Below are 12,311 nucleotides of genomic sequence, written 5' to 3'. Positions count from 1 at the left end.
ATCAGGCGATCAGTCGGGAAGCTGCTGACCGCGGGTTTCGGGGCAGAACGGGGCGACGACGAGGCCGAGGATGTAGATGAGCCCAACGACGGTCGCGGCGACGCCGTAGCCGCCGAGCTGGGAGATGATCGCGCCGGCGGTGAGCGGCCCGAGGAAGGCGATGAACCGCGCCGCGTTGAAGACGAACGCCGCGCCGGTCGCGCGCAGGTGCGTCGGGTAGAACTCCGGCAGCCACACCGGCATCCAGGTGTACTGGCCGAGGGTGAAGAAGCCGTTGATCACCAGCACGACCACGATCAGGCCGAGGCTGTGCGTCCACAGGAACAGCACGGGGGTGAGCACCAGAGACGCACCGAAGAACAACAGCACAGCGGGTTTTCGGCCGAAGCGGTCGGCGATGAAGCCGAACCCGATGTACCCGGCGATGGCGCCCGCGTTGTAGATCATCCCGGCCGCGCTGGCCCAGGACTGTCCCGAAGCGCCGTTCTGCGCCGCGACCGAGGCGACGTAGGCCGGCACCCAGGTGGAGATGCCCCACCAGCCGAGCGTGGTCACCAGGGACATGAGCGACCCGAGGATGGTCAGCTTGCGCAGCTTGGGGTCGACCATGATCTGGCGCAGCGTGAGCCGCGTGAACGACTGTTCCTTCTCGGTGAGCGGCTGGTCCTTTCGGGCCTTCAGCTCCTTGCGGCGGGCGTGCGCGGACTTCCAGTTCTCCGACTCCGGCACCGACTTGCGCAGCCACAGCGCGAACACGGCCGGCAGCACACCGATGAGGAACATGTACCGCCAGGAGTCCGCACCCAGCGGCGCGATGAACAGCCAGCAGGCCGACGCGATGAAGAAGCCGAGCCCGAGACCGCACTGCATGAGGCCCGCGGCCTTGGCCCGCGCGTTGGCCGGCCAGGTCTCGGCGACCAGCGACGTGCCCGTGCCCCACTCCGAACCGAGCGCGAACCCGGTGATGAAGCGCAGGACCAGGAACGACGTCCACGACCACGACACCGCGGTGAGGCCCGTGAACGCCGCGTACAGGACCATCGACGTGAGCAGCGCGCGCCGCCGGCCGAAGTAGTCGGCGAAGACGCCACCGAGGATGCCGCCGAAACCCCAGCCCAGCAGGGTCACGGCGATGGTGGCGCCGGTCAGGAAGGCGACCTGGCTCGCGGGGGCGCCCGGGTCGAGCCGCTTGAGCACGACGGCCGCGGTGAGGATCAGCGCGTACGTCTCGAACCCGTCGAACAGCCAGCCGAGGTTGGCCGCGATGAGCGACCGCCACTGGGTTCGGGTGAGGGCCCGCGTCCAGCTCGCGGGTTTGACGGCGGTGTCGCTCACGGCCATCTCCTTCCGGGCCGCCTTGGGCCGGATCGGGACTTGAGTACGGGACAGGATGTCCTCTATCCAGGACATCGAGTCCCGCATGCGGCACATTAAGCGAGCCGGTCGACAACGGTCAAGAATCGCGTCGACCGGCAAGATCGCGATAGCTCCGCAAATGCGGAACTATTCGCCGATTTTCTCCGCACCTCCGGTGCGTTCGGTGATCCTGAGTCCGCATTCGCGGATAAACGATCCGTGTTGATCCACAGTGGACTCGTTCAGCTCCGAGGAGAACGCGAGCGTGCAGACCACCATCGACACGCGACCCTGCGCGTCGAACACGGGCGCGGCCACACCCGACTGTCCGAGGTCGAACTCCCGGACACTCACCGAGTACCCGCGCTTACGCGTGGCTTCCAGCTCGTCACGCAGCCGGTCCCGGGTGGTCACGGTCTCGGGGGTGAACCCTTCCAGTCCGTAGCGCTCGGCGAGCCGCTCGACGTTCGCCGGGTCCTCCCAGGCGTAGAACGCGCGCATGATCGCGGGCGCGGAGAAGGGAAAGGTGTCACCGATGCCGACCGTGATCCGCACACCCTTGCCGCGGTCGCCCTTCGCGAGCACCGAGTACTCGGCCGGACCGTGGCGCTGCACGGCGAAGACGATGAACCCCGTGCGCTGGCTCAGCGCATCGAGCTCCTGCTGCACGATCTCGGTCATCCAGTCCTCGGAAACACGTGACATCGACAACAACCGAGGACCGAGGGTCCAGCCGCCGCGGTCACCGCGCGTCGCCGTCCAGCCGGCCCGTTGCAGCGTGCCGAGGATGTTGTAGGCGGTGCTGCGATTGAGGCCCAGCTCGTCGATCAGCACGCCGGACGACACCGGTTCCGGCCAATCGCGGGCAACCCGCTCCAGAAGCCGCACCGCGTTCAGCACCGCAGGAACGTCGCTCACTTCGTCACCCCTCGCCATTCTGCTCCAGCGCACGGTAGCCGAGCTCTTTTGTGCCTCGCCAGAACCGTGTTAACGTCCTCTAGAGCAGACACTAAGTCCTCTATGGTGGTCAAATGAAGCTTGGATCCTCCTTTATCGTCCCCGCGGACCACAAACGTGTGTTCGCCCATTTCCTCGACCCCGACACGATGCGGGTCTCGATCCCCGGCGCGGCCGAACTCGTCCGCACGGACGAGACGCACTACCGCGGCAAGCTGGTCAACGAGATCGCGCACGTGAAGTTCAGCGCCGGGTTCTCCGCGGAGATCACGGAACTGACCGAGCCCGAGGAGGTCAAGGCCCTGCTGAAGGGCGAGGACCACCGGCTCGGCAGCTCCATCAAGATCGACGCGCGCCTGGGCGTGCAGCCCGAGGGCGACTCGTCGTCCAAAGTGGAGTACAGCCTCGACGTGGCGATCTGGGGCAAGATCGGCCGCATGGGCGAGTCGATCGTGCGCCGCCGCTCGCAGGAGGTGGAGCGGGAGTTCGTGGCCGCGTTCGCCGAGATCTGCGCCGCCGGCCCGCCCGGGCCCGACAACCCGGGCCTGAAGACGGTGCTCGCCAAGCGCGAGGCACCGGCCAAGAAGAAGGCCGCGCCGGGCGCCTCTCCGGCCGGGTCCTCCGACGCCGCGCCCGCCCGCGAGTCGTGGTGGCGCCGGTTGTTCGCCAAGCTGTTCGGTGGGAAAAAGTGACGACCTACCACTACGCCACCACGCTCGAGGAGACCTGCGCGCTCCTCGACGACGGTGAGGACACGATGGTCTACGGCGGCGGCACGGCCGTGCAGATCCTGCTCAAGCAGGGCGTGCTGTTCGCCACGGACCTGGTCGACATCGGCGGGGTCACGGGCCTCGACCAGATCGAGGAGACGGCGAACGGCCTCCGGGTCGGGCCGCTCGTCACGCTGCGGCGCATGGAGACCAGCCCGGTGGTGCGCCGGGTCGCACCGCTCGCGGCCGAGGTCTACGGCCGGGTGGCCAACCCCCGCGTGCGCAACACCGCGAGCGTCGGCGGCAACATCGCCCACGGCGACTACCGGCTCGACCCGCCGACGGCACTGATGGTGCTCGACGCGACCGTGGAGCTCACCTCGCGCCGCGGCTCGCGCAAGGTGCCCGCGCGCGAGTTCTTCGTCGACTTCCAGCAGACCGCGCTCGAGCACGGTGAACTGGTGTCGGCGATCGAGATCCCGAAGCAGCCGGAATCGGCCGGCGCTGCCTTCGCGAAGCTTTCCAGCCTCGCGGCGAACGACTGGCCCGCGGCGTCCACCGCGGCGCTGGTCGTGGACGGCTCGCGCGGCAAGCGCGAAGTCCGCCTCGGCCTCGGCGCACTCAGTCACGTGCCGGTGTTCCTGCAGTTCGAGACCACGTCCGACACCTCGGTCGACGACGTCGTCGAGGCGGCGAAGGAAGCCGCGTCGCCGCTGCTCGACCCCATTCCCGACGTGCGCGGGAGCTCCGACTACAAGCGGCGCCTCGGCCTCGTGGCCGTGGAAGAAGCCGTTCGCAACTCTTGGAAGGAGGGCAGCGATGACGACCGTCGAACCTCGTTCTTCGGCCGGCGCCGCCGTCGGTGAGCGCTGGTCCCGTGTCGACGGGCGGTCCAAGGTCCGCGGTGAGTACCGCTACGCCGCCGACCAGCCGATCCGGCCGTGCCTCGACGTGGCCGTGCACCGCAGCACCCGCCCGCACGCGAAGATCACCGCCATCGACACGAGCCAGGCGCTCGCGGCCGAGGGCGTGGTCGCCGTGGTGACCGGCGAGGACCTGTACGCGGAGTTCGGTGACCGGCTGATGACCGGCCCGGCGTTCTCCGACCAGCCGAGCCTGGCCCACGGCAAGGTGCGCTACGTCGGCGAGCCGATCGCCGCCGTGGTCGCGCACAGCGTCAAGCAAGCGCGCGAGGCGGCCGAGCTCATCGAGGTCACCTACGACGAGCTCGAGCCGATCCACGACGTGGACAAGGCCGTGCAGGGTGCGCCGTACGTGCACGACGAGCTCAAGCCCTCGATCGTGTTCGGCGACCTCAAGCACCTGCGCGGTATCCGCGACACGAACGTGAACTACGAGTTCAACCTGCGCCGCGGCGACCCGTCGAGCGTCTCCGGCACCACGGTGTCGTACGACTTCTGGTGCCCGCCGACCCACCACGTGCCGATCGAGCTGCCGTTCGCGTCCGCGTGGTGCGAAGGCGACCGGCTGGAACTGCTGGCGACCACGCAGACGCCGTCGTACGTGCGGCAGTCGCTGGCCGACCTGCTGGACCTGCCGCTCAACCGCGTCCGCGTGCGTACCGCGCCTCTGGGTGGAAGCTTCGGCGCGAAGATGTACGACCGGCTCGAACCGCTGGTCGCGGCGCTCGCGTGGACGTTGAAGCTGCCGGTGAAGATCACGGCGACTCGCGAAGAAGCGTTCTTGCTGACCACGCGCCACGGCTGCGCGGTCGCGGGCAGCATGACGGCCGACGAGAACGGCATGATCGTCGCCTCCACTTCGGACGTGCGCTACGACACCGGCGCCTACGCCGACGTCGGCCCGCGCATCACGGCGAAGTCCGGCATGGTCGCGCCCGGTCCGTACAAGGTCGAGCACGTGTCCGTGAAGTCGCGGTGCGTGTACACGAACAAGCCTTCGGCCGGCCCGTTCCGCGGGTTCGGGGTGCCGCAGGTGACGTGGGCGCACGAGTCGCTGGCCGACGAGCTCGCTCGTCAGCTCGGTGAGGACCCGGTGGAGTTCCGCCGCCGCAACATGCTGCGCGAGGGCGACACCGCGCCCGTCGGCACGCCGATGCACAGCGCCGACTTCATGGGCAGCATGGAGGCCGTGGCCGAGGCCATCGGCTGGGGCACGCCGTTCGTGAAGCAGGAAGGCCGGCTCGTGCGCGGCCGCGGTATCGCGGTCGGCGTGAAGGCGGTGCTGACGCCGACGATCTCCAACGCCGTGGTGCAGCTCAACCAGGACGGTTCGGCGTCGCTGCTGATCAGCACGATCGACATGGGCCAGGGCAGCGACACGATCATGGCGCAGATCGCCGCCGAGGTGCTCTGCCTCGACGAAGGTGGCGTGCGCGTGATCCAGGCCGACACCGACGTGACGCCCTACGACACGATCACCGCCGGCAGCCGCTCGACCTACCACACCGGCAACGCCGTGCGCCTGGCCGCGGAGAACATGCGCGACAAGCTCGTGGCGCTGGCCGCGGAGCGCTTCGGCGTGGCGGAGACGGACATCAAGCTCACGTCCGACGGTCTCGTCAGCGCGCAGACGCAGGAGACGGTGTCGATCTCGGAGCTGCTGCACGGCCACTTCGGCGCGCGCGGCACGACGCTGACCGCCGAGGCCAACTTCACCACGTCTTGGCAGCCGTACGACAAGGAGACCGGCCAGTCGCCGCAGGTCACCGAGCACTGGTTCGCCGGGGCGGCCGCGGTGCAGCTCACCGTGGACACCGCAACCGGGCGCGTGCACATCGAGCACCTGGCCGTGGCCGGTGACGTGGGCCGGGCGATCAACCCCGCGATGGTGGAGCAGCAGCTCTCCGGCGCGGCGATCATGGGCATCGGGCACGCGCTGTTCGACCAGATGGTGTTCGACGAGGGGCAGATCGTGAACGGCACGCTGCTGGACTACCAGCTGCCGTCCATCAAGGACATGCCGGACAAGATCACGCCGATCATCATCGAGAGCCCGCACCGCACGGGCCCGTTCGGCGCCAAGGGCGTCGGCGAGACCACCATCATCCCGCTCGCGCCGGCCATCGCCAACGCCGTGCGCGACGCGACCGGCGTGCGCATCACCACGCTTCCCCTGACGCCGGAACGGATCCTGACCGCGCTGGAGGAGCAGGCATGAAAGAGATCGAGCTGAAGGTCAACGGCCTGCGCCGCAAGCTGGGCGTGGCCGACGACGAGCTGCTGCTCGACGTGCTGCGCCGCGAGTTCGGCACCACGAGCGTGCGCGAAGGCTGCGGCGTCGGCGCGTGCGGTGCGTGCACGGCGCTCGTGGGCGGCAAGAGCGTGTCGACGTGCCTTTCGCGCGCCGCGCGCTTCGACGGCGCCGAGATCACGACCGCCGACGGGCTGCCGAAGGACGACGAGGTCGTCGCGGAATTCGTGGAGAACCGCGCGATGCAGTGCGGTTACTGCATCCCCGGCTTCGTGATGATGGCGCACGAACTGCTGGGCGAGAACCCGCAGCCGACCGACGAGGAGGTCGTGGAGCACTTGGAGGGCAACATCTGCCGCTGCGGCACCTACTCCGAGATCCACGCCGCGATCAAGGCGGCGGCTTCGCGCCGGGCCGCCCGCAACGAGAGGGCCACCGCGTGAACGTCGAAACCTCGCAGGGCACCCTGCACGTCCACCGGACGGGGACCTCGGGACGGCCGCTCCTGCTGCTGCACCCGCTGGCGCTCTCCGGTGCGGTGTGGGACCCGGTGGCGCGGTTCTTCGCCGACAGCGCGCAGGTGCTGGCGCTCGACGCGCGTGGCCACGGTGAGTCCACTTGGGACGGCACCGACTTCGGCGTCGCGGACATGGCGGCCGACGCGGCGGCCGTGATCTCGGCGCTGGGTGAAGGTCCCGCGGACGTCGTTGGGCTGTCGATGGGCGCGAGCACGGCGTTGACCCTGGCGGCGACGCGCCCGGACCTCGTGCACCGGCTCGTGCTGGCCGACGGCACCGCGTACTACGGCGACGACGCGGTGCCGGTGTGGGCCGAGCGGGCCGAACGCGCGACCACGGTGGCGCGCGACAAGCAGCTGGACTTCCAGCGTGACCGGTGGTTCGCCGCGCCGTTCCTCGAGCAGCACGCCGACGAGGTCGAGCGCGTCTGCGAGATCTTCCTCAAGACGGACTCGGCGGCCCACGCCGCGGCGTGCCGCGCGCTGGGCGGGCTCGACGCACGGGCGCAGCTCGGCAACGTGACGGCGCCGACGTGGGTGCTCGTCGGCGAGGAGGACTACGCCACGCCGCCGTCGATGTCGGAGGAGCTGGCGGCCGGCATCAGCGGGGCGTCGTTGCAGGTGCTGGAGAAGACCCGGCACCTGAGCCTGCTGGAGCGACCGGACCTGTGGCCCGCGCTGGCTTCGTTCTTCGGTGGTTCGAAGTGACCGAAGAACCCCTGCTCAACCTGCGTTCGCACATCGACGCGATCAGCGGTTACGGCGAGCTGCGCGACGTCAAGGGCGCCGACTGGGACCTCGAGCTGGGCGGCATCGCCGAGCTGAGCTACCGGATGGACCCGCCGCCGGCGTTGCTGTTCGACGACATCAAGGGTTATTCGAGCGGACTGCGGGTGCTCACGGGCAGCACGGGTTCGCCGCGCCGGCTGGGCCGCACGCTGCGGCTCGGCGAGGACCTCGACGACGTCGGTGTGGTGGACGCCCTGCGCGGCAAGCCCGGGGTGTGGGCCGCCACGGCGCGTGACTTCCCGGTGCTGCCGGTCACGGACGCGCCGCTGCTGGCCAACTCCGTCGAGGGCGCTTCGGTGAACCTCCTCGACTTCCCCGTGCCGCGCTGGCACGCCGACGACGGCGGGCGCTTCATCGGCACCGGCTGTTTCGTCGTCACGTCCAACCCGGAGACCGGCGTCCACAACGGCGGTTGCTACCGGATGGAGGTGCAGGACGACGGCCGCGGCGTGACCGTCGCGATGGTGCCGGGCAAGCACGGCGACCAGAACGTGCGCGCGTGGTTCGAGAAGGAGGGCCGGGCGCCGGTCACGGTGTCGTTCGGGCACGACCCGCTGCTGCTCGTGCTGGGCGGCACGGAGGTGCCGGGCGGGGTTTCCGAGCTGGAGTACGCCGGCGCGGTGCTGGGTTCGCGCGTGCCGGTGGTCCTCGGTCCGGACACGGGCCTGCCGATCCCCGCGGGCAGCGAGATCGCGATCGAGGGCTGGCTGCGGCCGGACCTCCAGCGCGACGAGGGCCCGTTCGGCGAGTGGACGGGTTACTACTCGGGCAAGCGCCGGCCGAACCTGGCCATCGACATCACGCGCATGTACTACCGGGACAACCCGGTCCTGCTCGGCGCGCCTCCCGGCAAGCCGCCGCACGACTACTCGTACATGCGCACCGTGATGAAGTCCGCGATGATCCACGACGAGCTCGCCGCCACCGGCGTGCCCGGCGTGGTGAAGGCCTGGGCCCACGAATCCGGCGGCGGCCGCTTGTTCATCGCGGTCTCGCTGCAGCAGAAGTACCCGGGCCACGCCCGCCAGGTCGCCTACCTCGCCGCCCAATGCCCCGCGGCGGCCTACATGAACCGCTACGTGGTCGTCGTGGACGACGACGTGGACCCCGCCGACCCCGACGAGGTCATCTGGGCCATGTCGACGCGCAGCGACCCGTCTCAGGACATCGAGATCATGAAGCAGACGTGGGGCAGCAAGCTGGACCCGCTGTACGTGGACGGCTCACCGGCGTACAACAGCCGCGCGATCGTGGACGCGTGCCGTCCGTTCGAGCGGCTGGGGTCGTTCCCGAAGGTGGCTTCGAGTGATCCGGCGTTCTTGAGCTCGCTGGCGGACAAGTGGAGTGACGTGCTGGGCTGAGGTTCTGTGGGTTTGCCCCTGCTGCTCGGGCCTGTCTTGGCCTGGGTGGTGGGGGCTTTCTCCTTTGGGGTCACCTTCACCGGGCCCGGGGCAGAGCCCCGCCCTCCCAGGGGGCAGGCCCTGGACCCATTCTATCGGCCCCCACCGACAAAAACCCTGGTGAGAGCCAGCCGAAGGCGACTTGTCCACAACCCGGACGAGTGATTGTCAAGGAGCGGACCGGCGCTCCCGGCACTCACCAACTCAGAGCGATTTGACGTTGCGGAGCGCCGCTCGGAGACCTCGTCACCCAGAAGCGACTCGAAGCTGCGAAATCCCACCCAAGGCCCCCAAAAAAACGCCCACCAGAAGCGACCCGAAGTGGCGAAACACCACCCAGGGCCCCCAAAGGGCACCTTAGGAGCGTCCCGAAGGTGCGAAGCACCACCCAAGGCCCCCAAAAAGGCACACCAGAAGCGACTCGACGTTGCCGAAAACCAACCGGGCGCCCCGAAAACACCGATCCGGCAGCGACCCGGCGTTCTCGACCTCACGACTGCGAAACAACCCCACGACCCAGAGCACACCGCCACAGCACGCCGCCCCAGCACGCCGCACGCACAAGACCGAGCAACCCGCCACGCACCGCCCGAGCAGCGAAATCCTCAACCGACCGGCGCAGAGCCCCTACCGCCGCAAAGCACCCCTCACACCAGGTACCGCTTCGCCCAAGTAGCCAAAATATCCGCCGCCCAAGCCGCATCCGCGCGGTCCGTGAGCAAGTGATCCGCCCCATCCAGCGCCACGAACGACTTCGGGTGCCGGGCGGTGTCGAAGATGAGCCGGGCGTTCTCCACACCCACCTCGGTGTCCACCGGCGAGTGCATGACCAGCAGCGCCGCCTTCAGCGCGCGGATCCGCGAGGCCTGGGGCTGACCAGCGATGTCGTCCAGGAACTGCTTGCGGATCCGGAACTTCCGCCCCGCCAGCAGCACCTCGGCCTCGCCGCGCTGTTCGATCTCCGCGCGCTGCTCCCCCAGCAACCGGGCCACGTGCTCGGGGTCCGCGGGCGCGGCGATCGTCGCCACGGCGCGGACCTCCGGCACCGCGTGGCGGGCCGCCAGCACGGCCGCGCCGCCCAGCGAGTGGCCGATCAGCAGTTGCGGTGCCTCGTACTGGTCGCGCAGGTGGTTGGCGGCCGCGACGAGGTCGCCGACGTTCGAGCTGAAGTCGGTGTTCGCGAACTCGCCCTCCGAGCCGCCGAGACCCGTGAAGTCGAAGCGCAGCACAGCGACGCCGAACGACGTCAGACCGCGCGCGACCCGCGTCGCCGAGACCACGTCCTTGTTGCACGTAAAACAGTGGGCGAAGAGCGCGTACGCCTTCGGCGCGCCGCCCTGCGGCAGCTCCAGCCGCGCCGCCAGCGGCGTGCCCTGGGACCCGGGAAACTCGAACTTGGTCACGCGCTCTCCTCCGGCAAGAACTCCTGGAGTCGATCAGACCACGCGTGGCGCCGGTGCGTCGACGGCCCAGCACCCAGAGTGTCCTGGCGTACCGACAGGTCTGGCCGTCAGCCGCACTTCACGGACTCGTCGAGCAGCGCGACGTACGTGACCTTCGGGCCTTCGGCCGTGAAGTCGTACGTCCAGGTCGGGTGTCCCGGCACCGTCACCGCGAAGTGGCCCGCCGGCGTCGGCTTGAGGCCCTTGGCGTCGTACAGGCGGTGCAGGTCGACGAGCGGCGTCCCCGCGCCCACGCCCTCCGGCGTCTTGACCTGCGGCGGAGCGACGACCGACCGCACCTTGCCCCCGGCGAAGACGGCGCCGCCGCTCGCCGCGAGTTCGGCCGCGCGCTCCTCACGCAGTTCGGTGACGGCGGTGGTGGCCATCGCGGCCTGGGCGCTCAGCTTGGCCGCCGCGGCCGACTGGGCGGACGACTTCGCGTAGTCCGCCGCCGTGCCGCGCATCCCCGGGTCCAGCACGTGCGCGTCGGCGTCCTGGGCCTTGCGGTTCAGGTCGTCGGCCTTCGCCACGGCCTGCTGCTCGGCCTCGAGCGCACCCGGCTCGGGTGCCGGCGCGCCGGCGAACGAGTACGACTCACAGCCGTCGAAGCCCGACATCGGCTCGGCCGCGAGCGTTGCCCCCGCGGCCGCCTTGGTGACGCCGGGCGCGAGGCCGCGCAAACCGTCCGGACCCAGCGCCTCGGGTCCGGGCGCGGGCACCTCGGAGCTGCAAGCCGACAGTGCCGACAATGCCGACACCGCCACCAGCAGCGCAGCACCGACCACGACGATCCGCATGAAATGTTCCCCCTCGGTCCGGACCGGAAAACTACCCGAACCGGATCACGAGATCACCCGGGTTTTCACCCGAACACGTGCTCGGCCACCGCATCCAGCTGGCGCGCCGCGGAGCCCAGCAGCTGGCGGCGGGCGCGGGCGTGCTTGAGGTACACGTGCGACGGGTGTTCCCAGGTGAAACCGATACCGCCGTGCGCCTGGAGGGCGTCGCGGGTGGCGGCGTCGGCGGCGGAGGTCGCGGCGGCCACCGCGGTGCGGGCCGCGGCCAGCCCGCCCGGGCCGGCGTCGTCGAGGGTGGCGGCGGCGTGGTCGACCAGGAGGTGCGCGGCGTCGAGCTGCACGAAGCGGTCGGCGAGCAGGTGTTTGAGCGCCTGGAACGAGCCGATCGCGCGGCCGAACTGACGGCGTTGCTTCGCGTACTCCACCGCACCGTCGAGAGCGCGCCGGCCGGTGCCGATCAGCTCCGCCGCGAGCACGGTCAGCACGCGGGCCGCGAGGCCGTCCCCCAGCTCGACCACCGGCACCCCGGAAAGCTCGACGATCGCCACGGGCTCGACCACGTCGAACGCTCCCACCGACTCGCGCCGGACACCGGCGGCGCTCAGGTCGACGCGCACGAACCGGCCTTCGACCGCGGCCACGAGCACGTCGGCGTCGAGACCGAAGGGCACGGCCCGCAACACACCATCCACAGTGGACCCGGCAAGCCGCAACGGCGAACGGTGCCCGGGGAAAACGGGGAACGTCTCCCACGCCGCGACCGCCAGGACCGAACCATCCACAAGGTTGTCCACAGTGTGCACAGAACTCAGCACACCGATCGCGGAAACCGCCGCGGCGAACGGAATCCGCGGCAGCGCGGCGCCGACTTCTTCCGCCACGGCACACAACTCACGCACGCCACCACCGGACCCACCGCGTTCCTCGGGCACGCCCAGCCCGAGGAGTCCGGCGCCGGCGAACGTCCGCCAGAGCCCGCGGTCCAGGCCCGCGCCCACCGCGTCCCACGCGGGTGGCAGCGGCGCCGTGCGCGCGGCGTCGGCCAGCATGCGCCGGACCGCGTCGGTGAGCTCATGCTGATCGTCGGTCATCGCTCCTCCTCAGCACCGGATCGAAGCATTGACTATCGGGTCTATCTACGCAACTGTTGAGGTCAAGATGCGAGAAGG

At 70.0% G+C, this 12,311-nt stretch carries 11 protein-coding genes; 6 read left to right on the top strand and 5 right to left on the bottom strand.

The genetic code is table 11. The annotated features are described in order from the left end of the window. Window positions 1–9: 9 nt before the first annotated feature. Window positions 10–1,335: an MFS transporter gene (locus ACWEOE_RS08650; protein ID WP_452005910.1), complete on the bottom strand. Its 1,326-nt coding sequence runs from the start codon at window positions 1,333–1,335 to the stop codon at window positions 10–12. A gap of 168 nt (window positions 1,336–1,503) precedes the next feature. Beyond that, window positions 1,504–2,274 carry an IclR family transcriptional regulator gene (locus ACWEOE_RS08645; RefSeq protein WP_452005908.1) on the bottom strand — a complete coding sequence of 257 codons (771 nt, stop codon included), beginning with the start codon at window positions 2,272–2,274 and terminating at the stop codon, window positions 1,504–1,506. Window positions 2,275–2,387: 113 nt separating this feature from the next. Here ACWEOE_RS08645 and ACWEOE_RS08640 point away from each other — a divergent pair, with 113 nt between their 5' ends. The 6 genes from ACWEOE_RS08640 to ACWEOE_RS08615 are packed head-to-tail and all read left to right on the top strand — an operon-like array spanning window position 2,388 to window position 8,864. Further along, window positions 2,388–3,005 carry a CoxG family protein gene (locus ACWEOE_RS08640; protein WP_452005905.1) on the top strand — a complete coding sequence of 206 codons (618 nt, stop codon included), beginning with the start codon at window positions 2,388–2,390 and terminating at the stop codon, window positions 3,003–3,005. Further along, entirely contained in the window at window positions 3,002–3,889 is an 888-nt protein-coding gene (locus tag ACWEOE_RS08635; RefSeq protein ID WP_452005902.1) for an FAD binding domain-containing protein, read from the top strand. The genes ACWEOE_RS08640 and ACWEOE_RS08635 overlap by 4 nt, the downstream gene beginning before the upstream one ends. Then, window positions 3,843–6,164 (top strand): xanthine dehydrogenase family protein molybdopterin-binding subunit, encoded by a 2,322-nt coding sequence (locus ACWEOE_RS08630; RefSeq protein WP_452005900.1) that lies wholly within the window; start codon window positions 3,843–3,845, stop codon window positions 6,162–6,164. The genes ACWEOE_RS08635 and ACWEOE_RS08630 overlap by 47 nt, the downstream gene beginning before the upstream one ends. Then, window positions 6,161–6,640, top strand: coding sequence for a (2Fe-2S)-binding protein (locus ACWEOE_RS08625; RefSeq protein ID WP_452005897.1), 480 nt, complete (start codon window positions 6,161–6,163; stop codon window positions 6,638–6,640). Before ACWEOE_RS08630 ends, ACWEOE_RS08625 begins: the two co-directional genes overlap by 4 nt. Continuing rightward, window positions 6,637–7,422: an alpha/beta fold hydrolase gene (locus ACWEOE_RS08620; RefSeq protein WP_452005896.1), complete on the top strand. Its 786-nt coding sequence runs from the start codon at window positions 6,637–6,639 to the stop codon at window positions 7,420–7,422. Before ACWEOE_RS08625 ends, ACWEOE_RS08620 begins: the two co-directional genes overlap by 4 nt. Beyond that, complete coding sequence (locus tag ACWEOE_RS08615; RefSeq protein WP_452005893.1) at window positions 7,419–8,864, top strand: UbiD family decarboxylase; 1,446 nt, start codon at window positions 7,419–7,421, stop codon at window positions 8,862–8,864. Before ACWEOE_RS08620 ends, ACWEOE_RS08615 begins: the two co-directional genes overlap by 4 nt. A 686-nt stretch (window positions 8,865–9,550) precedes the next feature. Here the strand turns inward: ACWEOE_RS08615 and ACWEOE_RS08610 are convergent. From ACWEOE_RS08610 to ACWEOE_RS08600, 3 genes are all read right to left on the bottom strand, one after another. After that, window positions 9,551–10,306, bottom strand: a complete 756-nt coding sequence (locus tag ACWEOE_RS08610) for an alpha/beta hydrolase family protein (RefSeq protein WP_452005890.1) — start codon at window positions 10,304–10,306, stop codon at window positions 9,551–9,553. Between the two features lie 107 nt (window positions 10,307–10,413). Beyond that, window positions 10,414–11,142: a hypothetical protein gene (locus ACWEOE_RS08605; RefSeq protein ID WP_452005887.1), complete on the bottom strand. Its 729-nt coding sequence runs from the start codon at window positions 11,140–11,142 to the stop codon at window positions 10,414–10,416. Window positions 11,143–11,207: 65 nt separating this feature from the next. Next, window positions 11,208–12,233: an acyl-CoA dehydrogenase family protein gene (locus tag ACWEOE_RS08600; protein ID WP_452005885.1), complete on the bottom strand. Its 1,026-nt coding sequence runs from the start codon at window positions 12,231–12,233 to the stop codon at window positions 11,208–11,210. Between the last annotated feature and the right edge of the window lie 78 nt (window positions 12,234–12,311).

The sequence above is a fragment of the Amycolatopsis sp. NPDC004368 genome (assembly GCF_053602515.1).
This window is presented reverse-complemented; position numbering and strand designations above follow the sequence as displayed.

Coding starts and splice junctions, on each gene's coding strand:
- ACWEOE_RS08600 (WP_452005885.1), bottom strand. CDS start 12,233: ATGACCGACGATCAGCATGAGCTCACCGACGCGGTCCGGCGCATGCTG.
- ACWEOE_RS08630 (WP_452005900.1), top strand. CDS start 3,843: ATGACGACCGTCGAACCTCGTTCTTCGGCCGGCGCCGCCGTCGGTGAG.
- ACWEOE_RS08625 (WP_452005897.1), top strand. CDS start 6,161: ATGAAAGAGATCGAGCTGAAGGTCAACGGCCTGCGCCGCAAGCTGGGC.
- ACWEOE_RS08605 (WP_452005887.1), bottom strand. CDS start 11,142: ATGCGGATCGTCGTGGTCGGTGCTGCGCTGCTGGTGGCGGTGTCGGCA.
- ACWEOE_RS08640 (WP_452005905.1), top strand. CDS start 2,388: ATGAAGCTTGGATCCTCCTTTATCGTCCCCGCGGACCACAAACGTGTG.